Genomic DNA, 18744 nt, shown 5'->3' with positions numbered 1-18744 from the left:
GGAGGGCGAGGCGGGCTCGCCCGATGGCCGCAGCGCGCCGGTGGGCTTCGACCTCCTCATGCTACAGAACTGTTGCATTGACTGCACTATTTCAGTGAGTGCAGTTTCTGTGACGTCCCGGACTACGATGGTCCCGTGATCGATGCGGAAGAGACGACGACAGCGCGCGCGGCGCCGGCCGCCCCGGGGCTGCGGGAGCTCAAGAAGAAGCAGACGCGCGAGGCGATGCATCGCGCCGCCCTCGAGCTCGTCGTCGAGCACGGCTATGCGAACGTGACCGCGGAGATGATCGCGCGGCGCGCGGGCGTGTCCACGCGCACCTTCTTCAACCACTGGTCCACCAAGGAGTCCGCGATCCTGGGGATCCTCACCGGCCAGTCGGACTCGGTGGTCACGCGCCTGGTGCCGGCCCTCGAGGAGCTCCCGCACCGCGAGGCCCTGCGCCAGGTCATGCGCGACACCCTCGCGGCGGTGCCCTCCGATCCGGAGCTGCGCGACCTCAAGAAGGAGGTCATGGCGCGCGAGCCGAAGCTGCACTCGATCTCGACCGGGAACCTCCACACCATCCAGAACGAGATGGTCGACATCCTCACCGGCTTCCTCGAGGGGGAGGACGCCCGCGAGCGGGCGTTCGTCATCGTGCAGCTCGCCTTCGCCCTGACCCGCAGCGCCTTCGCGGTCGCGATGGCCCGCGGCATCGAGCTGACGGCCGCCTTCGACGAGGTCGTGGAGCTCTACGACTCGGGGCGCGCGGACATCTGAGGGCCGAAGGACGCAGGGGTCCCGCCGGGCCGTCGGCGCGGGCGGGACCCGGGCGGCGTGCCGCCGCCGCGGCGGCTCAGCGCAGGAGCCGGCCCTTGCCGCTGGTCCAGCCGCGGCCGTCCGCGAGGCGGTCCGCCACGGCCCGCTCGAGCCGGGTGCGGCGGGGCAGATCCGCCGGGTCCACCGGGGGACGCAGCCCGAAGACGAAGAACAGCGCACCGTCCCCGTCCCCGGGGATGGTGCCGATCCGCTCCCACAGCGCCGCGAAGCGCGCGAGGTTCGCGTCGGGGCCCAGGATCTGCGCGAACTCGTCGCTGATCAGCCACGAGTCGCAGGTGAACTCGTGGCCGAAGGCCGGCTCGTCCGGCCCGCGCCCCGCGCCCAGGTCCGCGTAGTGCGCGGTGAAGTACGCGGTCGCCGCCGCGAAGGAGGCCTCGACCTCGGCCGGGTCCAGCGGCCCCGTCGCCGGGATGTGGGTGCCGACGACCCAGCGCATCGGCTCCGCCTCGGCGGCCGATGCGGGGCTCGCCTCCGATGACCCCGTGGTGTCCTGTGCGTCCGACGGCCGGTCCGCGCCCTGCTCGAGCCGGGCCACCCGACGGCGGGAGAGGTCGAACTGGAGCCGCCCCAGATGCACGAGGCGGCCCGCCCAGTTCCCGGTGACCCAGTTCAGCTGATGCAGACCCAGGCGACCGGTGCCCCGGCGGTGGACCCGCATCTGCTGGCCCAGGTCCGCCAGCACGTGCCAGGACTGCTCGCGATCCAGGCCCCGCGCGGCGTGCCAGGAGCGGACGGTGTCGGTCGACAGGAGGAAGGCGAGGATCGGGATCAGGCCCTCCCCGGGGGCGAGACGCTGTTGCAGCGCGTCGTGCTCGGCCTTGCGGGCCGCGAGATCCACGGCCGGGACCTCCAGCCCGGCGGCCTCGCGCAGGGCGTTCGCGGTGCGGGCGACCTCGGCGAGGATCTCGTCGTCGCGGGCCGCGGCATCGGCCAGGGGTGCGAGGTCCTCGGCGTCCTGCCCGGTGATCCCGAGCAGCGTCAGCAGCTCCGCCCGGGAGGGGGCGGTGAGCATCACCCGGTAGGCGTCGAGGGGGAGATCGGAATCGGCGCGGACCTCGCGCGGCGGGGCGGGCGTGACGGCGGCATCGGACGGCATGGCCCCATGCTAGGGCGCGGCGACCTCCCGTGGGACCTCCGCTCCTGCCTCCGCGGCTCCGGGGGCCGGCGGGCCGGGCACCTCGCCGGCGGGGACCCCGGCGCCCAGGTCCACGGCCTGTGCCTGGGCGGCGAGGGAGAGCTCCGCCGCGGCCAGGGCATGCTCCTGCGTCATGGCGGTCTGCGTGCCGTCCAGGCAGTCCCGGATCAGGCGGCCGAAGTACGGGAAGCCGGTCATCCCGCGGGCGTCGAAGCGGTGCTGCCCCTCGTGGTCGACCAGCAGCACCTGTCCGCCGCCGTTCTCGGTGGTGATGTCCACGTACTTGCGGATCTCGAGGTATCCGTCGGTGCCCAGGATCAGGGTGCGGCCGTCGCCGAAGACGTCCAGGCCCTCCGGGGTGAACCAGTCCACGCGCACATAGCCCGTGGCGCCGTTGTCCAGCACCACGTGCGCGTCCCCGAAGTCCTGCAGCCCGGGGGTGTCCGGATGCGCATGGTTGGCGATGGTCGCGCTCGCGATCCGCCCGCCGCGCGCCCCGGTGTAGTGGAGCATCTGCTCGAAGTTGTGGCTGCCGATGTCGCACAGGATCCCGCCGTACTGCGCGGGGTCGTAGAACCAGTCCGGGCGCCTCCCGCCCACCCGGTGCGGGCCGAAGCACACCACCTGCAGCACGCGGCCGATGGCGCCGCGCTCGATGAGCTGGCCGGCGAGGATCGCCGCCTCGGAGTGCACGCGCTCGCCGTAGTAGACGGCGTACAGCAGGCCGGTGCGCGCGGTCGCCTCCCGGACCGCCTCGAGCTGCGCGACGGTCGTCATCGGCGCCTTGTCGACGAAGGCATGCTTGCCCGCGGCGATCGCGCGCAGGCCGAGGGGTGCGCGCTCGGAGGCGATCGCCGCGCTGGCGACCAGCCGCACCGAGGGGTCCTCGAGGATCTCCTCCTCGCGGGTCGCGACGCGGGCGCCGGGATGCTGCGCGGCGAGGGCCGCCGCACGGTCCGGGTCGCTGTCGTGGACCCAGGCGAGCTCCGCCCCGGCCTCCACCAGGCCCTGGACCATGCCGTGGATGTGGCCGTGGTCCAGGCCGATGGCGGCCACGGCGAACTCGCCGGGGCCCACCGCCGGCCGAGGGAGAGGATCGAACGTGTAGGGGTGCGGGGTCATCGATGGTCCTCGGGGGTCTCGGGGGTCTCAGTGGTCTCGGGGATCTGGGGGCGCTCGGCGTGGTCGGACGGGTCGGTGAGGTCGTAGGCGCGGATCCGCCCGCACATGCCGAAGGCGCGCTCGGCGGCGGGCGGGGCGGCGCGGTGCATCCGCGCCTGCGTCAGGTGCGCGGTCTCGCCGCGGCCCAGGGCCTCGGTGATCGCGAGAGCCTGCTGGGCATGGGCCAGGGGGTGCTCGCGCACGATCCGCGCCCAGTCCTCGGCGCGGTCGCGGACCAGCGCCGCTGCGGCGGCGAGGAACTCCTCGAGCGGTCCCCGGTCCCCGGCCTCGAGGGCGGTGCGCAGGCGCTGCATGCCCGTCACCGCGAGGTCGCGCCGGCGGGCGGCGCGCTCGGCCCGGTCCGGCCCCTCGCCGAGCGCGGCGGCCGCGGCGTAGGCGCTGCGGTCGGCGAGATGCTCGGGCGGGAAGGTGAGCACGGCGTCCCCGCCCTCGGGCAGCCCGGCGGCGGACATGAGGATCATGATCTCGAGGCCGCCGTGGTTGACGGCGCGGTGCACGGTGCCGGGGGTGAACCACAGGACGTCCCCGGGGGCCAGCGGCGTCGAGCGGGCGCCCTCCGCGTCGAGGGTCTGGAGCTCCCCGCGGCCTGCGGTGATGACGTACGCCTCGGTGGAGACGAGGTGCACGTGCGGCGCCCCGCCGCAGCGTCCGTCGGGCGCGGCATCGTCGTAGATGTCCAGATGGGACAGGGCCGTGCCGCCTGGGAAGGAGGGCGCGCTCATGCGCCCGCAGGCGCCGGATCCGGTGCCTGCTCTGCGGCCTGCCCGGGCGCGGTCTGCCCCGCGGCGGGCTGATCCGGCGCGTTCTCTCCGGGCGCGGCCTGCCCCGACGCGGTCTGCGCGGCGCCGTACCGCGGGGCGCGGGCGACGAGCTGGCCGGCGCGGTAGTACGGGTCCGAGGCTGCCAGCGGCAGGTCCACGACCTGCTTCTCGATGCCCGCCGCATAGATGGCGGTGACGATCTCCACGGCGCTGCGCCCATCGGCCGCATCGACCCGGGGAGCGCGCCCCTCGAGGAGGGCCTCCAGCAGGTCCCCGATCTGTCCCTCGTGGCCGGTGTGGGCCAGCGGCACGTGCGCGGCCGCGAGCTCCTCGATGCGCCGGCGCACGGCGGCGTCCCCGCCGGGCTCGGGGAAGCCGCTGGGGGCCGAGGTCTCCGCGAGGACCTTCCACGGCTGCGAGATGCGGGCGTGCTCGCCCTGGACGACGATCTCCTGCTCCTGGCCGTGGTGGACCACGGAGCTGGTCAGCTGGGCGAGGCCGCGCCCGTAGCGGAGCACCGCCACCGAGAGGTCCTCGACCTCGCTGTTGTCGTGCTGGGCGTTGGCGAGCATCGCGGTGATCTCCTGCGGGCGGCCCAGCAGCCACAGCAGCAGGTCGATGTGGTGGATGGCGTGGTTGAGGGTGCAGCCGCCGCCCTCCTTCTCCCACGTGCCGCGCCACCACAGGTCGTAGTAGGACAGACCGCGCCACCAGGCGGAGTCCACCCGCACATGGGAGATCGAGCCGAGCAGCCCGGAGTCGACGACCTCCTTGAGGGTGGCGAGGTCGTCGCGGAAGCGGTTCTGGGCGACCACGCACAGCCGGCGGCCCGAGCGCTCCTGCGCGGCGATCATCGCGTCGCACTCCTCGAGGGAGGGCGCCATCGGCTTCTCGACCAGCACGTGCACTCCCGCATCGAGCGCGGCGATCGCGAGCGGGGCATGGGTCGAGGGCGGCGTCGCGATGCTCACGAGGTCCAGATCCGCCTGGGCGAGCATCCGCGCGGGGTCCTCGAAGGCGGTCGCGGCCTCCAGGGTGAACTCCGCGGCGCGCTCCGCGGCCTTGCCGGGGACGACGTCCGCTACCGCGACGATCTCGCACAGCTGCCCGAAGGCGAGGTAGGCGCGGATGTGCGCCTGGGCGATCCCGCCGGTTCCGATGATCCCGATCCTCAGCATGCTGGTCCTGTCCCGTCCCGAGGCGGCCGCACCGGGGTCGGCGCTGGGGGTCCGCGATCGTTAATACGTAGTAGCTCGGGATAGTATGGCGGCCGCCACAGCCCGTCAAGACCCGCTCCGGGGTCCCGAGCTCGGGACGGACCGCCGAGGGCCGGTGGAGGGCGAAGGGAGCGATCGATGATCAGGAGGCCGACGAGCCGGGACGTCGCCCAGCGCGCCGGGGTCTCGCAGTCGACTGTCTCGTTCGTGCTCACCGGGCGCCGCGGGATCTCCGCCGCCACCCGCGAGAAGGTGCTGCAGGCCGCTGCGGAGCTGAACTACCGCCCCAACCGTGCCGCGCGCTCCATGCGCACCCGCCGCAGCGGCCGGCTGGCCGTGATCATCCCGGACGCCGGGTACAGCCCCGGGGGAGTGCTGCGCGGGGCGACCGCGACGGCGCAGGAGCACGGCTATGTGCTGGAGGTCGTGGGCCTGCCCGCGGACCCGGCCCAGCGCCGCGCCCGCCTCGAGGAGCTGGTGGGCTCGGGGGACTACGAGGGGGTGCTCGCGTTCACCCCGCCGGGTCCGGAGGCGCCCGCCGTCCCCGAGGACGGGCCGGTGCTGCTGGTCCTGGCCGAGTTCGACGAGAGCCTGCACGCCACGGGCGTGCTCACCGACGCCGGGCCGGTGGCCGAGATGATGGACCATCTGGTGCGCCTGGGGCATCGCCGCTTCCTGCACATCGCGGGGCCGATGGACTTCCCCTCGGCGGTGGCCCGCCGCGAGACCTACCTGGCGCAGATCGCGCGGCACGGGGTCGAGGACCTCGGCGTCCTCCCCAGCCGGTGGGACGCCGCCTCGGGCTTCGCGGCGATCGAGTCCCTGCCCGACTCGGCCCCGCCGCTGGCCGTGATCGCCGGCAACGACGTGATCGCGACCGGGGCGATCCGCGCCGCGGTGCTGCGCGGCTGGTCGATCCCGGGGGACATGAGCATCACCGGATGGGACGACCGCGACACCAGCGCCTACCTCGTCCCCTCGCTCACCACCGTCCAGGAGGACCGCGAGCTGCTGGGCAGGGTCTCGATGCGGCGCCTCATCGAGGCCGTGCGCCGCCGCGCGGACCCTGCGGCCGATGCCGATGCCGATGCCGATGCCGATGCCGATGCCGATGCTGATGCTGGGCTCGGGACCGGGTCCGGCCCCGATCGTCCGGACGAGGGTGCAGTGCCCTCCGCAGCGCCCTCGACCCAGGACGGGCCGCTGCAGACGGTGGTCTGGCGGGAGTCCGTCGGTCCGCCCGCCCGAGGCCGCTGAGGGCCGCGCCCCCGGTCGCCTCGGCCCGTCCGTCCTCATCGCCTCGGCCCGCCCGTCCTCGTCCCTGCGGCCCCGTCCGCGCTCGTCCGGACTGGCTCATCGGCCGCGGACCGTCCGCGACCAGCGGCGGCATGGTTACGATCGTGGTGTTCCGCACACCGACGTCGGCACCAGCCGGCCGGATCCATGCGAGGAGACCCGATGACCCAGAACGCCCAGGCCCAGCCGGAGGAGGCTCCCGTCCCCGGGCCTGCGACCGAGGCCCCCGCATCGGCCGGACTGTCCGAGCACGCCGCCGCGATCACCGCGGCCTACGCCTTCGAGGGCGCCCGCATCCACCTGGGCGCGCTCGTCGAGGGCGAGGAGCCCGTCGCCGCGGCGCCGGTGAACCTCGCCCTGTCCATGCTCAACCGCCACGGCCTGATCGCCGGCGCGACGGGCACCGGCAAGACCAAGACCCTCCAGGTCGTCGCCGAGCAGGCCGCTGCGGCCGGGACCAGCGTCTTCGTCGCCGACATGAAGGGCGACCTCTCCGGCATCGCCGTGCCGGGGGAGGCGTCCGAGAAGCTCACCGCGCGTGCCGCGGCGCGCGGCCAGGAGTGGGTGTCCCGGGCCGGGAGGACCGAGTTCTACAGCCTGGGCGGCCAGGGGACCGGGGTGCCGATCCGCACCACCGTCAGCGACTTCGGGCCCGTGCTGATGTCCAAGGTCCTCGAGCTCAACGAGACCCAGGAGAGCTCGCTGGGGCTGATCTTCCACTACGCCGACTCGCACGGCCTCGGCCTGCTGGACCTCAAGGACCTGCGCGCCCTGATCCAGTTCCTCACCTCCGACGAGGGCAAGGGCGAGCTCAAGGGCATCGGCGGGATCTCCGCGGCGACCGCCGGCGTGATCCTGCGCAGCCTGACCGCCTTCGAGGCCTCCGGCGCGGACGTCTTCTTCGGCGAGCCCGCCTTCGACACCCAGCATCTCCTGCGCACCGCCGAGGACGGCAGCGGGATCATCTCCTGCCTCGAGCTGCCGGGGGTCGCGACCCGGCCCCAGCTGTTCTCGACGTTCATGATGTGGCTGCTGGCGGATCTGTACCAGGACCTCCCCGAGGTCGGCGACGCCGACAAGCCCAGGCTCGTGTTCTTCTTCGACGAGGCGCACCTGCTGTTCCAGGGGGCCTCGAAGGCGTTCCTCGACCAGGTGATCCAGACCGTCCGGCTGATCCGCTCCAAGGGCGTGGGCATCTTCTTCATCACCCAGACCCCCAAGGACGTCCCCGGCGACGTCCTCGCCCAGCTCGGCAACCGCATCCAGCACGCCCTGCGCGCCTACACGCCCGATGACGCCAAGGCGCTCAAGGCGACCGCCTCGACCTTCCCCAGCAGCGAGTACGACCTCGTCGAGGTGATCCCGGCGCTCGGCACCGGGGAGGCGATCGTGACCGTGATGAGCGAGGACGGCGCCCCCACCCCGGTGGCGGTGACCGCGGTGCGGGCCCCCGAGTCCTCCATGAACCCGGCGCCCGCCGAGGCCATGCAGAAGATCGTGGACGCCTCCGCGCTGCAGGCCGAGTACGGCGAGGCCGTGGACCGCGAGTCCGCCTACGAGATCCTCGCCCGGCGCGACGCCGAAGCCGCCGGTGCCGCCGCGGAGGAGGCCGACGCGCAGGCCCCGTCGGAGCAGCCCGCCGAGAAGGACGCCCCCGCCCGGCGGTCCTCGGCGAAGGACGACAAGGGCCTGTTCGACAATCCGGCGGTGAGGTCGTTCCTGCGCTCGGCGGGCACCGTCGTGGGCCGCGAGATCACCCGGTCCCTGTTCGGCACCCGCCGCAGGAGGCGCTGACCATGGCACCCCCGGCCTCTCCGCCCCTGACCCGGTTCGTCTTCTCCCGGCACTGCCATCCGCTCAGCGCCTGGAGTCGGTGGGCGACCACCCCGCTGCTGCTGGCGCCCCTGTGGACGCGCTCGGGCCGCGCGGCGCTCGCCGTCGGAGCCTGGTTCGCCCTCAACCCCGTGATGACCCCGCCCCCGGCCGATGATCAGGCCTTCGCCACCCGCGCCATGCTCGGCGAGGAGCGCTGGCTGACCGATCACAGCCTCGACCCCGGGATGGGCGCCGTCAACGCCGCGAACTCCGCGCTGCTGGCGACCGCTGCGGCCGGGGCCTGGTGGCGCAGGCCGCTGCCGGCCGTGCTCGGGACGGCCGGGGCGATGGCGCTGACGATGTACTGCTGGTCGCGCTACGCCGCGATCGAGGACCGGGCGCGCGCCGCGGACGATGCCGGGACCGCCGCGGCCCCTCCTGGCACGGCGGGATGACTCGCCTCCGGTGACGATGACGGGTGACGGTCGGCGGACCGTCACGGGATGCGAGCGGGCCCCGTGCCCGGCGACCTGGACGCGGTCGCCGGGCACGGGGCCCGCTCGCTGCGGTCGCCCGGGCTCGCGTGCCCGGGCGCGACCTCACTTGCCCTGGTTGGCGACGGCCTCGGCGGCGGCCTTCGCGGCGACCGGGTCGAGGTAGCGGCCGCCGGCGGTGACCGGCTGGAAGTTCTCGTCGAGCTCGTAGACGAGCGGCTGGCCGGTGGGGATGTTCAGGCCCGAGATCTCCTCGTCGGAGATGTCGTCGAGGTACTTCACCAGCGCGCGCAGGGAGTTGCCGTGCGCGGCGATCAGCACCGTCTTGCCGCTGGCCAGGTCGGGCTTGATGCCCTCCTCCCAGTACGGCAGGAAGCGCTCGACGACGTCCTTGAGGCACTCCGACTTCGGCAGCTGCTCGCCGAGGTCCGCGTAGCGGGGATCCTGGTCCTGGCTGAACTCCGTGCCGAACTCGATCTCCGGCGGCGGGGTGTCGTAGGAGCGGCGCCAGGCCATGAACTGCTCCTCGCCGTACTTCTCGCGGATCTCCGCCTTGTTCATGCCCTGCAGAGCCCCGTAGTGGCGCTCGTTCAGACGCCAGTCGCGGTGCACCGGGATCCAGTGCCGATCCGCGGCGTCCAGCGCCAGGTTCGCCGTGGTGATGGCGCGGCGCTGCAGCGAGGTGTGCACGACGTCGGGGAGGATCCCGGCCTCCTTGAGCAGCACGCCGCCGGCGGCGGCCTCCTTGCGGCCCTTCTCCGTCAGCTGCACGTCCACCCAGCCGGTGAACAGGTTCTTCGCGTTCCAGTCGCTCTCGCCGTGGCGGAGCAGCACGAGTGTGTAGGTCATGGGTCCCAGGGTACGGGGCGCGCCCCGTACCTGCACCTCGGTCCGCTCCGCGAGGGCAGCCCGCCCGGCCGTGAGACGTCCTCCCGCCTGCCTGGCCTCGACCGTGCGTCCCGCCCGGTGTTCCCGGGAGCGAGGTCCGGACGGGGGCCGGCGCTCTCCGGGGCCTCGGCGTCGAGGGGTCGGAGGCTCGTCGTCCGGCCGGGTCCGGGCCGTCAGGCCTCGAGCAGGATGGTGACCGGGCCGTCGTTGGTGAGCGAGACCTGCATGTGGGCGCCGAAGCGGCCCTGCTGGACCGGGACGCCGCGCTCGCGGATCGCGGCGACGACCTGCTCGACCAGCGGCTCGGCGACAGGCCCCGGGGCGGCGCCGTTCCAGGAGGGGCGACGGCCCTTGCGGACATCGGCGTAGAGCGTGAACTGCGAGACCACCAGGACGCTCGCGCCCGCATCGAGCACCGAGCGCTCGCCCTCCAGGATCCGCAGCTCGCAGATCTTCCGGGCGATGGTGGCGACCTGCTCGGGCCCGTCCTCGTGGGTGACGCCGATCAGCGCGAGGATCCCCTCGCCCTCGGTCCGGCCCACCACCTCGCCCTCGACCTCGACCTCGACCTGGGCATGGCTGACTCGCTGGAGGACTGCACGCATGGGGCCGATGCTATCGGGCCGCGGTCAGCGCGGGATCGAGCTGATCGGGCGCTCCTGGGTGGGGCTCTCGTCGCCGGCATCGGGCGAGGCGGAGCTCTCGTGCGTCGGGGGAGCTCCCGCGGGCGCCGCCGAGGGCCCCCTCTGCTGGCCGCCGGTCGAGGGGACCGGGGACGAGGGCGCCAGCGGCGCATGGATCCCGGAGGCGACCTGCTGCTCCGGGGGCTGGTAGACGGGGGCGGACTGCTGCGAGGCGCTGCGCGGGGCGGTGTCCTCGGGCCGCAGGGCGGCGGCGCGCGTCGGCGCCGGCGGGACGATGGGGTCCACCGGGCGCGCCGGCACCGTGTGCCCCCAGGGGGTGCCCGGGTCCTGGGCGTCCTGCCCCGGCGGGGCCTGACGGGGCTGCGCGGCGGGCGGGCCCTCGAGCGGCTGCGAGGCCGCCGGCGCGTGAGGAGCCGGGGGAGCCGGGGGCCCGTGCGGCGCCGGGGTCCCCTGCTGCACCGGGGGCCCGTGAGGCGCCTGCGGCGCCCCGGTCTGCGGGGGCGTCGCCCGGGCCTGCTCCGCCCGGGCTCGCTCCGCCTCGGCCTGGAGCTGGGCCTGGCGCGCCTCCCGCGCGGCCTGCGCCTCGCGGGCCTCCTGGGCCTCGCGCTGGGCGCGCTGCAGGCGGCGCTCGGCCTCGCGGGCCGTCTCCACCCAGCGCTCCGCGACGCGGATGATCGCCTCGGTGGCGGCCTCCCACGCGTTCTCCTGCTGCCGATGCGGGCCGGTGGCCAGGGACAGCACCACGCCGGCCGCGCGCAGGGCGAGCTCGGTGGCGTCCACGCGCCGGGCGAACACCTCGTGCCAGACGCGGATCGCCTCCTCGACATGCGCCTGGGCGGGGGCGGAGATCCGGCCGGTGCTGCCGTAGTCGGCGAGCACGCTGAGGTGGGCGAGCAGGCAGGCGAGGTCGTCGGCGCGGCGCCCCGGGCCGACGGTGTCGATGTCGAGCACGCCGACGACCTCGCCGCCCTGCACGAACAGCTGGGCCTCGTAGAAGTCGCCGTGGACCACGTCGTGCGGGCGCATGTCCAGGCGGCGGCCCACCGCGGCGAGGCCGTCGCGGATCCCCCGCACGAGCGTCTCGATCCGCGGGGCGAGCGCCGGCACGGAGGAGCTGACCACGCCCGCGTAGAAATCGGCCGAATCGGTCCACGGCGCCCGCAGGGGGAGCGTGTACATCGAGGCGGGCAGGCGGTCCAGGGTCGCGACCAGGTCCTCGGCGCGGACGGCCCGGGCGCCCTCCTCGACGACGGCGTGGGCGAGCGGGCGGCCCGGCAGCTCCTCCATCACCACCAGCCCCTGGTGGTGGGCTGTGACCTGGGGCACGGGAACGCCGGCGGCGAGCAGCCGCTGATGGCGATCGACGATCTCCCCGCTCTTGTGCGGCTGCATCACCTTGAGGAAGACGGCGCGGTCGGCGAGGCGGGCGCGCAGCACCGCCCGACGGCCAGGGCGATAGGAGACGACCTCGATCGGGACCGGGGCGGCGGCGTCCATCCCCGTGGGCACGCCCAGCTCGGCGAGCGTCGTGCCGAGCACGTCGGGGTAGCACACCCGCGGCAGCATCGGCAGCCAGGGGTCGTGAGGGTAGCGCCAGACCCGCACATTGATGTCCCCGTCCGTCATGACCAGGGAATGCTCCGCCCCGGCGACGTGCCGTTCGGCCTCGCCGATGTGCGCGCTGGCGCCGAACAGCTCCTCCCGTGCGGGCGCGGAGGGGCCGTCGAGCTCCGGCCAGGAGACGGTCGTGCGGTACAGGGCCTTCGTCGACCGGCCGGGCCGGTGGTCGACGTGGTCCAGCTCCCACGAGCGCAGCACGCCCCCGGCATTGCTGACAGCGGAGTTCAGCAGGCCGCCGGCGTCTGGCCCCGTCAGCAGCTCGGAGCCGTCCCGTGAAACAGACATGCGACGTTTCTACCAGGGTTCGACCGTACCGGCGAGGCGGATGATGCACCCGTACCATGCAGGCATGGCTGACAGCACCCCCTCCCTGGACGCGTCGAACCTGCTCGGCGTCCCCCCGACCCTGCTCCCGGAGGACCACCCCGACACCGAGGTGGCCGCCGCCCTCGAGGCCGATGGCGACCCCCGCGACCTCGCCGCCCGCTTCCCGCACTCCTCGCTGGTGTGGGCGGAGCTCGCGCGCGACGCGCTCGCCGACGACGACGTGATCGCCGCCTACGCCTATGCGCGTACCGGCTACCACCGCGGCCTGGACGCCCTGCGCCGGGCCGGATGGCGCGGCCAGGGGCCGATCCCCGCCTCCCATGCGCCCAACCGCGGGTTCCTGCGGGCCCTCGCGCTGCTGGGGGAGACCTCCCGGCGCATCGGCGACGAGGAGGAGGCCGAGCGCGTGCGCGCCTTCCTCCGGGAGGCCGACCCCTCGCTGGTCGACTGATCCCTCGCCGGTCGACCGATCCCGCACCGGTGATGCGCGCCTCGCGCCGTGCGCAGCTGGGCACGGCGCGGAAGCGCGCTTGGTAGGATCGCGCCGGTCTCCCCCGAGACCCGTCGGCGCCCGGACGGGCACAGCTCCCGTCGTCGGCGTGCGATCGACCCCGCATCCCTGAGGAGCCGCCATGCCCGCCGTCGTGATCGTCGGAGCCCAGTGGGGCGACGAGGGGAAGGGCAAGGCCACCGACCTGCTGGGGGAGAGGGTCGACTACGTCGTCAAGCCCAACGGCGGCAACAACGCCGGGCACACCGTGGTCGTCAAGGGCGAGAAGTTCGAGCTCAAGCTCCTCCCCGCCGGCATCCTCTCCCCGCAGGTGACGCCCGTGATCGGCAACGGCGTCGTGGTCAACCTCGAGGCCCTCTTCGAGGAGATCGGCGTGCTCGAGTCGCGCGGCGTGGACACCTCCCGCCTGCGGATCAGCGCCAACGCCCACATCGTCGCGCCGTACCACCAGACCCTCGACAAGGTCACCGAGCGCTTCCTGGGCAAGCGCGCCATCGGAACCACCGGTCGCGGCATCGGCCCGGCGTACATGGACAAGATCGGCCGGCTCGGGATCCGCGTGCAGGACCTCTTCGACGCCTCGATCCTGCGCCAGAAGGTCGAAGGCGCCCTGCGCCAGAAGAACGAGCTGCTGGTCAAGCTGTACAACCGCCGCGGCGTCGAGGTCGAGGAGATCACGCAGACCCTGCTCGCCTACGCCGAGCGGCTGCGGCCGATGGTCGTGGACACCACGGAGCTGCTCAACGCCGCCCTGGACCGCGACGAGGTCGTGCTCATGGAGGGCGGCCAGGCCACCTACCTCGACGTCGACCACGGCACCTACCCCTTCGTGACCAGCTCCAACCCGACGGCGGGCGGCGCCTGCACGGGCACGGGCATCGGCCCCACCCGCATCGACCGGGTGATCGGGATCGTCAAGGCGTACACCACCCGCGTGGGCGCCGGCCCGTTCCCGACCGAGCTGTTCGACAAGTGGGGCGAGTTCCTGCAGACCACCGGCCACGAGGTCGGCGTGAACACGGGCCGCCCGCGCCGCTGCGGCTGGTACGACGCGCTGATGATCCGCCACGCCGTGCGGATCAACGGCTTCACCGACATCGTGCTGACCAAGCTGGACGTGCTCACGGGCCTGGACGAGGTGCCGATCTGCACCGCGTACGACGTCGACGGCGTGATCCACCGCGAGATGCCGATGACCCAGACGGAGTTCCACCACGCCGTGCCGGTGCTCGAGACGCTGCCGGGCTGGACGGAGGACATCTCCTCCTGCCGCACCCTGGAGGACCTGCCCGAGAACGCGCGGCGCTACGTCGCGCGGCTCGAGGAGCTCGCCGGCTGCCGCATCAGCGCGATCGGCGTGGGACCGGACCGCGAGGCCACCGTCGCCGTGCACGACCTGCTCCCGCAGTCCGCCTGACCGTGTCCCCCGCCCGGCGCACCGATCCCGAGCAGGGCCGCGCCGCCCTCGAGCTGTGGGCGCGCGACCCCGACGCCGCCGCGGCGGGCGGTCGGCGCGTGCTCGCCCCCGCCGTCCGCCACACCCTCGAGCTGCTCGCCGAGGAGAACCCCGGCGGCGCCGTCGAGCTGCGCGTGCCGCCCTATGCCGCCGTGCAGGCGATCGCCGGCACCCGGCATACCCGCGGCACGCCGCCGGCGGTCGTGGAGACCGACCCGCTGACCTGGCTGGCCCTGGCCGCCGGGGACCTGACCTTCGCCGAGGCCGTCGCCCGCGGCGCCCTGCACGCCAGCGGGGAGCGCAGCGACATCTCGGCCCTGCTGCCGCTGCCCGGGCCCCGGCGGCTGGTCGCCGCGGCCCGCGCCGCAGCGCCCGGGCCCGACGCCTCTGCCGCCGCCGAGCGGACCGCACCCCTGGAGGAGGGCCGATGAGCCTGGCCGTCGAGATCACCGTGGAGGACCTCGCGGGCCTCGAGATCGCCGCCCGCGCGGGAGCGGACCGCATCGAGCTGGCCGAGGACCTCGACCACGGCGGCGTCACCCCGCGGCCCGAGCTCGCCGCCGAGGCCGTCGCCCGTGCCGCGGCGCTGGTCGCCGAGCGCGAGGCGAAGCCGCACTTCCGCGTCCACGCCCTGGTGCGCCCCGAGGCCAGCACCGGGGACTTCCTGGGCCGTCCCGAGGAGTTCGTCGCCGACGGCGAGGCCGTGCGGCGCATGGGGCAGCAGGCGGCGGCGATGGTCGAGGCCGGCTGCGACGGCGTCGTGATCGGCGTGCTCACCGCCGAGGGCGCGCTCGACGTGCCCGCCCTCGAGCAGATCCGGGACGCCGCCCTCGGCGCCGCCTCCCGCTCCCTGCGCGGCCTGGACCTCACCCTCCACCGCGCCGTGGACGCCCTGCCCGGGGCCGAGGAGCGCGCCGAGGCCGTGCGCACCGCGCTGCGGCTGGGCTTCCACCGCGTGCTCACCTCCGGGGGCGCGGCCCGTGCGCTCGACGGCGCCGAGGACCTCGCCCGCATGGTGCAGGCCGGCGAGGGCATCGTGGAGATCATGGCCGGCGGCGGGGTGCGCCCCGTCGACATCCCCGACCTCGCCCGGCGGGCCCGCGTGGACGCCGTGCACACCTCGGCCCGCAGCCGCACCCCGGATGCCGCCGCCCCCACCCGTACCGACGCCGCCATCGCCCAGGCGGCCGTAGACGCAGCAGGAGCACTGTGACCCACCCGAGCGACCCCGCCTCCCCGCAGCCCGGGAGCACCCCGGCGCCCGCTCCCGACGCCGCCGAGTCCCCGGACCACCCGGTCCCGGCCGATGCTCCGGGCGAGGCCCCCGCGGCCGACGGCCCCGCGGTCGACGCCCCAGAGGCCGATGCCGCCGAGGCCGATGCCCCTGCGGCCGACGCCCCCGAGGCCGACGGCCCTCGCGGCGCGGAGTCCGCGGAGGAGGACGGCCCCGCGGCTGACGCCGCCGATGCCGAGGACTCCTCCACCCCGGAGGGCACCGTCATCCTGGTCCGGCGGCGGCGCATGCCGAGCCTGGGGTTCTGGGTCCTGGGCTGCATGCTGCTGGCGGCCCTGGCCGGGGCCGTCGTGGCCTATGTCGTCGAGGTCCGCTACCTCGCCGGGATGGTGTACTTCGCCGTGACCGGCGCCGTGTTCTTCGGGCTGCCGCTGGCCGCGCTCGCCGCCCTGGTCGACGCCCTCCGCCACCGCCGCACCGACCGGCGCCGCTGAGCGCTCGCCCCGCAGCCCGCAGGGCTGTGCGGTGCGTGACCCCGACGGTTCGGGGGCATCGGGGCTGTGGCATGATGATTCGGTGGCACGCGGCGACGGACGACTCACCCATGACCTGCTCCCCGGCGAGAAGGGCCCCCAGGACTCGTGCGGCGTCTTCGGCGTCTTCGCCCCGGGGGAGGACGTCGCCAAGCTGACCTACTACGGCCTGTACGCCCTGCAGCACCGCGGGCAGGAGTCCGCGGGGATCGCCACCAGCGACGGCGAGCAGATCCTCGTGTACAAGGACATGGGCCTGGTCTCCCAGGTCTTCGACGAGACCTCCCTGAGCACCCTGCAGGGTCACATCGCCATCGGCCACGCCCGCTACTCGACGACCGGCGGGTCCATCTGGTCCAACGCCCAGCCGACGCTGGGCCCCCGCCCGGAGGGCACCGTCGCCCTCGCCCACAACGGCAACCTCGTCAACACCCGCGAGCTCGTGGACATGCTCGAGGCCCGCCGCGGCGGCGCCCGCGCCCCCAAGGGCGAGATCGCCCGCGGCAACACGACGGACACCGCCCTGGTGACGGCGCTGCTGGACGTCGAGGGAGACCTCGCCCGGGCGATCGCCGATCTCATGCCGCATCTGCGCGGCGCCTACTGCTTCACGATCATGGACGAGACGACCCTGTACGCGGCGCGCGACCCCCAGGGCATCCGTCCGCTGGTCCTGGGCCGCCTGGACCGCGGCTGGGTGGTCGCCTCGGAGACCGCGGCGCTGGACATCTGCGGCGCCAGCTTCGTGCGCGAGGTCGCCCCCGGCGAGCTCATCGTCATCGACGAGCAGGGCCTGCGCAGCAGCCAGGTCCTCGAGCCGCGCCCCAAGGGCTGCGTGTTCGAGTACGTGTACCTCGCCCGGCCGGACACGCGCATCGCCGGTCGCAGCGTGAACGCCTCCCGGGTGGAGATGGGGCGCCAGCTGGCGCGCGAGCATCCCGTCGAGGCGGATCTCGTGATCCCGACCCCGGAGTCCGGCACCCCTGCCGCCATCGGCTACGCCCAGGAGTCCGGCATCCCCTACGGCCAGGGCATGGTGAAGAACGCCTACGTCGGGCGCACCTTCATCCAGCCCAGCCAGACCATCCGCCAGCTGGGCATCCGGCTGAAGCTGAACCCGCTCAAGGAGATCATCGCCGGCAAGCGCCTGGTGGTCATCGACGACTCGATCGTCCGCGGCAACACGCAGCGCGCCGTGGTGCGCATGCTGCGCGAGGCCGGGGCCGCCGAGGTGCATGTGCGCATCTCCTCCCCGCCGGTGCGCTGGCCCTGCTACTACGGCATCGACTTCGCCAGCCGGGCCGAGCTCATCGCCAACGGCCTGGACACCGACGAGATCGCCCGCTCCATCGGCGCGGACTCGCTGGGCTACATCTCCTTCGACGGGATGGTCGAGTCCACCGAGCAGCCGGCGGGCGAGCTGTGCTCGGCCTGCTTCACCGGGCAGTATCCGGTGCCGCTCCCCGATCCCCGCGCGCTCGGCAAGAGCGTGCTCGAGCAGAAGAAGGCCGGCGCACCGGGCGCCGGCCCGCATCCCGCCTCCCCCGAGAAGAACGAGGTCCCCGCGTGAGCGCAGCGTCCCCCCAGCCGATCACCTACGCCGCCGCCGGGGTCGATACCCACGCCGGGGACAAGGCCGTCGAGCTCATGAAGGAGGCGGTCGCCGCCACCCACGGCCCCGAGGTCCTCGGCGGGGTCGGCGCCTTCGCCGGCCTGCTGGACGTCTCCGCCCTCAAGGACTACGAGCGTCCGCTGCTCGCCTCGAGCACCGACGGCGTCGGCACCAAGATCGCGATCGCGCGCGCCCTGGACATCCACGACACCATCGGCCAGGACCTGGTGGCGATGGTCGTCGACGACATCGTCGTGCTCGGCGCGAAGCCGCTGGCCATGACCGACTACATCGCCTGCGGGAAGGTCGTGCCCGAGCGCATCGCCGACATCGTCCGCGGCATCGCCGAGGGCTGCCGCCTGGCCGGCTGCGCCCTGGTCGGCGGGGAGACCGCGGAGCACCCCGGCCTGATGGCCCCCGAGGACTACGACGTGGCCGGTGCGGCCGTGGGCGTGGTGGAGGCCTCCAAGGTCCTGGGGCCGGAGCGGGTCGAGGCCGGCGACGTGATCATCGGGATGGACTCCTCGGGCCTGCACTCCAACGGCTACTCGCTCGTGCGCGCCGTGATCGACGCGGCGGGCCTGGGCTGGGACACGCATGTGGAGGAGCTCGGGCGCACCCTCGGCGAGGAGGCCCTCGAGCCCACCCGCATCTACACCCGCGACCTGCTGGACCTGCTGGAATCGCCGGCGGGGGAGGGCGTGCACGCCCTCTGCCATGTCACCGGCGGCGGGCTCGCCGCGAACCTGGCCCGCGTGGTCCCCGCGGGGCTGGGCGCGGCCGTGGACCGCGCCACCTGGACGCCGGGAGCCATCTTCGAGCGCGTCTCGACCTGGGGCTCGGTCCCGCTGGCCGATCTCGAGGCGACCCTGAACATGGGCCTGGGCATGGTGGCCGTGGTCTCCGCCGATGCGGCCGATGCCGTCCTCGCGCAGCTCGAGTCCGCGGGCCTGCCCTCGCGGGCGATCGGACGGATCCATCCGCAGGATGCGCTGGCGGCCCCGCGTCCCAGCACCTCCGACGTCCTCGTCTCCGGGACCAAGGGCGTGGACGGGGGCGCCGTCCTCATGACCGGCACGCATCCGGGCTGGGGCGCGTGATCGGACCCGCCGCGCACACGACGAAGGCGGCCCCGGGGGGCCGCCTTCGTCATGCTGTGCTCGATGCCGCGGTCGGTTCCGCGGTTCCCGGGCTCCG

Annotated in this window: 18 protein-coding genes; 11 read left to right on the top strand and 7 right to left on the bottom strand. The window is 74.4% G+C overall.

All coding sequences use genetic code 11. From position 1 onward, the window contains the following. Nucleotides 1–135 precede the first annotated feature (135 nt). The gene (locus tag ABD234_RS09005; protein ID WP_051486586.1) at nucleotides 136–762 is read left to right on the top strand and encodes a TetR/AcrR family transcriptional regulator; all 627 of its coding nucleotides are present in this window, start codon (nucleotides 136–138) and stop codon (nucleotides 760–762) included. A gap of 76 nt (nucleotides 763–838) precedes the next feature. On the opposite strand, the gene ABD234_RS09000 is transcribed toward ABD234_RS09005, so the two are convergent. Genes ABD234_RS09000 through ABD234_RS08985 form a run of 4 tightly spaced genes read right to left on the bottom strand, consistent with a single transcriptional unit; the run spans nucleotide 839 to nucleotide 5078 of the window. Beyond that, on the bottom strand, nucleotides 839–1918 hold the full coding sequence (locus ABD234_RS09000) for an acyltransferase domain-containing protein (protein WP_038371244.1): 1080 nt from the start codon (nucleotides 1916–1918) through the stop codon (nucleotides 839–841). Nucleotides 1919–1927: 9 nt separating this feature from the next. Then, nucleotides 1928–3079, bottom strand: coding sequence for a Gfo/Idh/MocA family protein (locus tag ABD234_RS08995; protein ID WP_084148305.1), 1152 nt, complete (start codon nucleotides 3077–3079; stop codon nucleotides 1928–1930). Next, the gene (locus tag ABD234_RS08990) at nucleotides 3076–3861 is read right to left on the bottom strand and encodes a cupin domain-containing protein (protein WP_038371246.1); all 786 of its coding nucleotides are present in this window, start codon (nucleotides 3859–3861) and stop codon (nucleotides 3076–3078) included. Before ABD234_RS08990 ends, ABD234_RS08995 begins: the two co-directional genes overlap by 4 nt. Further along, nucleotides 3858–5078 (bottom strand): Gfo/Idh/MocA family protein, encoded by a 1221-nt coding sequence (locus ABD234_RS08985; protein WP_084148306.1) that lies wholly within the window; start codon nucleotides 5076–5078, stop codon nucleotides 3858–3860. Before ABD234_RS08985 ends, ABD234_RS08990 begins: the two co-directional genes overlap by 4 nt. Before the next feature lie 177 nt (nucleotides 5079–5255). Here ABD234_RS08985 and ABD234_RS08980 point away from each other — a divergent pair, with 177 nt between their 5' ends. The 3 genes from ABD234_RS08980 to ABD234_RS08970 all read left to right on the top strand — a co-directional run bounded on the left by ABD234_RS08980 (nucleotide 5256) and on the right by ABD234_RS08970 (nucleotide 8683). After that, nucleotides 5256–6374, top strand: coding sequence for a LacI family DNA-binding transcriptional regulator (locus tag ABD234_RS08980; protein ID WP_051486587.1), 1119 nt, complete (start codon nucleotides 5256–5258; stop codon nucleotides 6372–6374). Nucleotides 6375–6575: 201 nt separating this feature from the next. Beyond that, entirely contained in the window at nucleotides 6576–8207 is a 1632-nt protein-coding gene (locus ABD234_RS08975) for a helicase HerA-like domain-containing protein (protein WP_051486588.1), read from the top strand. Nucleotides 8208–8209: 2 nt separating this feature from the next. After that, nucleotides 8210–8683 (top strand): DUF6653 family protein, encoded by a 474-nt coding sequence (locus tag ABD234_RS08970; RefSeq protein WP_198025364.1) that lies wholly within the window; start codon nucleotides 8210–8212, stop codon nucleotides 8681–8683. A gap of 144 nt (nucleotides 8684–8827) precedes the next feature. Here ABD234_RS08970 and ABD234_RS08965 read toward each other — a convergent pair whose 3' ends face one another. From ABD234_RS08965 to ABD234_RS08955, 3 genes are all read right to left on the bottom strand, one after another. Next, nucleotides 8828–9571, bottom strand: a complete 744-nt coding sequence (locus tag ABD234_RS08965; protein ID WP_038371248.1) for a phosphoglyceromutase — start codon at nucleotides 9569–9571, stop codon at nucleotides 8828–8830. A 212-nt stretch (nucleotides 9572–9783) separates the two neighbouring features. Further along, the gene (gene dtd / locus ABD234_RS08960; protein WP_038371250.1) at nucleotides 9784–10215 is read right to left on the bottom strand and encodes a D-aminoacyl-tRNA deacylase; all 432 of its coding nucleotides are present in this window, start codon (nucleotides 10213–10215) and stop codon (nucleotides 9784–9786) included. Nucleotides 10216–10239: 24 nt separating this feature from the next. Next, nucleotides 10240–12159, bottom strand: coding sequence for a phosphotransferase (locus ABD234_RS08955; RefSeq protein WP_038371251.1), 1920 nt, complete (start codon nucleotides 12157–12159; stop codon nucleotides 10240–10242). 64 nt (nucleotides 12160–12223) lie between these two features. Between ABD234_RS08955 and ABD234_RS08950 the strand changes: the two genes are divergently transcribed. The 7 genes from ABD234_RS08950 to purM all read left to right on the top strand — a co-directional run bounded on the left by ABD234_RS08950 (nucleotide 12224) and on the right by purM (nucleotide 18647). Further along, nucleotides 12224–12652, top strand: a complete 429-nt coding sequence (locus ABD234_RS08950; protein ID WP_038371253.1) for a DUF3151 domain-containing protein — start codon at nucleotides 12224–12226, stop codon at nucleotides 12650–12652. A gap of 181 nt (nucleotides 12653–12833) precedes the next feature. After that, nucleotides 12834–14129 (top strand): adenylosuccinate synthase, encoded by a 1296-nt coding sequence (locus ABD234_RS08945; RefSeq protein ID WP_038371254.1) that lies wholly within the window; start codon nucleotides 12834–12836, stop codon nucleotides 14127–14129. Nucleotides 14130–14131: 2 nt separating this feature from the next. After that, nucleotides 14132–14599 carry a sterol carrier family protein gene (locus tag ABD234_RS08940; protein WP_051486589.1) on the top strand — a complete coding sequence of 156 codons (468 nt, stop codon included), beginning with the start codon at nucleotides 14132–14134 and terminating at the stop codon, nucleotides 14597–14599. After that, nucleotides 14596–15381: a copper homeostasis protein CutC gene (locus tag ABD234_RS08935; protein ID WP_038371255.1), complete on the top strand. Its 786-nt coding sequence runs from the start codon at nucleotides 14596–14598 to the stop codon at nucleotides 15379–15381. Before ABD234_RS08940 ends, ABD234_RS08935 begins: the two co-directional genes overlap by 4 nt. Then, nucleotides 15378–15896, top strand: a complete 519-nt coding sequence (locus ABD234_RS08930; protein ID WP_051486590.1) for a hypothetical protein — start codon at nucleotides 15378–15380, stop codon at nucleotides 15894–15896. The genes ABD234_RS08935 and ABD234_RS08930 overlap by 4 nt, the downstream gene beginning before the upstream one ends. Before the next feature lie 82 nt (nucleotides 15897–15978). Next, complete coding sequence (gene purF / locus ABD234_RS08925) at nucleotides 15979–17505, top strand: amidophosphoribosyltransferase (protein ID WP_051486591.1); 1527 nt, start codon at nucleotides 15979–15981, stop codon at nucleotides 17503–17505. Next, complete coding sequence (gene purM, locus ABD234_RS08920) at nucleotides 17502–18647, top strand: phosphoribosylformylglycinamidine cyclo-ligase (RefSeq protein ID WP_038371256.1); 1146 nt, start codon at nucleotides 17502–17504, stop codon at nucleotides 18645–18647. Before purF ends, purM begins: the two co-directional genes overlap by 4 nt. The last annotated feature ends 97 nt before the right edge of the window (nucleotides 18648–18744 follow it).

The sequence above is a fragment of the Brachybacterium phenoliresistens genome (assembly GCF_039530785.1).
Classification (GTDB): Bacteria; Actinomycetota; Actinomycetes; order Actinomycetales; family Dermabacteraceae; genus Brachybacterium; species Brachybacterium phenoliresistens.
Note: the sequence above shows the minus strand (reverse complement) of the source record. Positions and strands in the feature narration are given on the sequence as shown.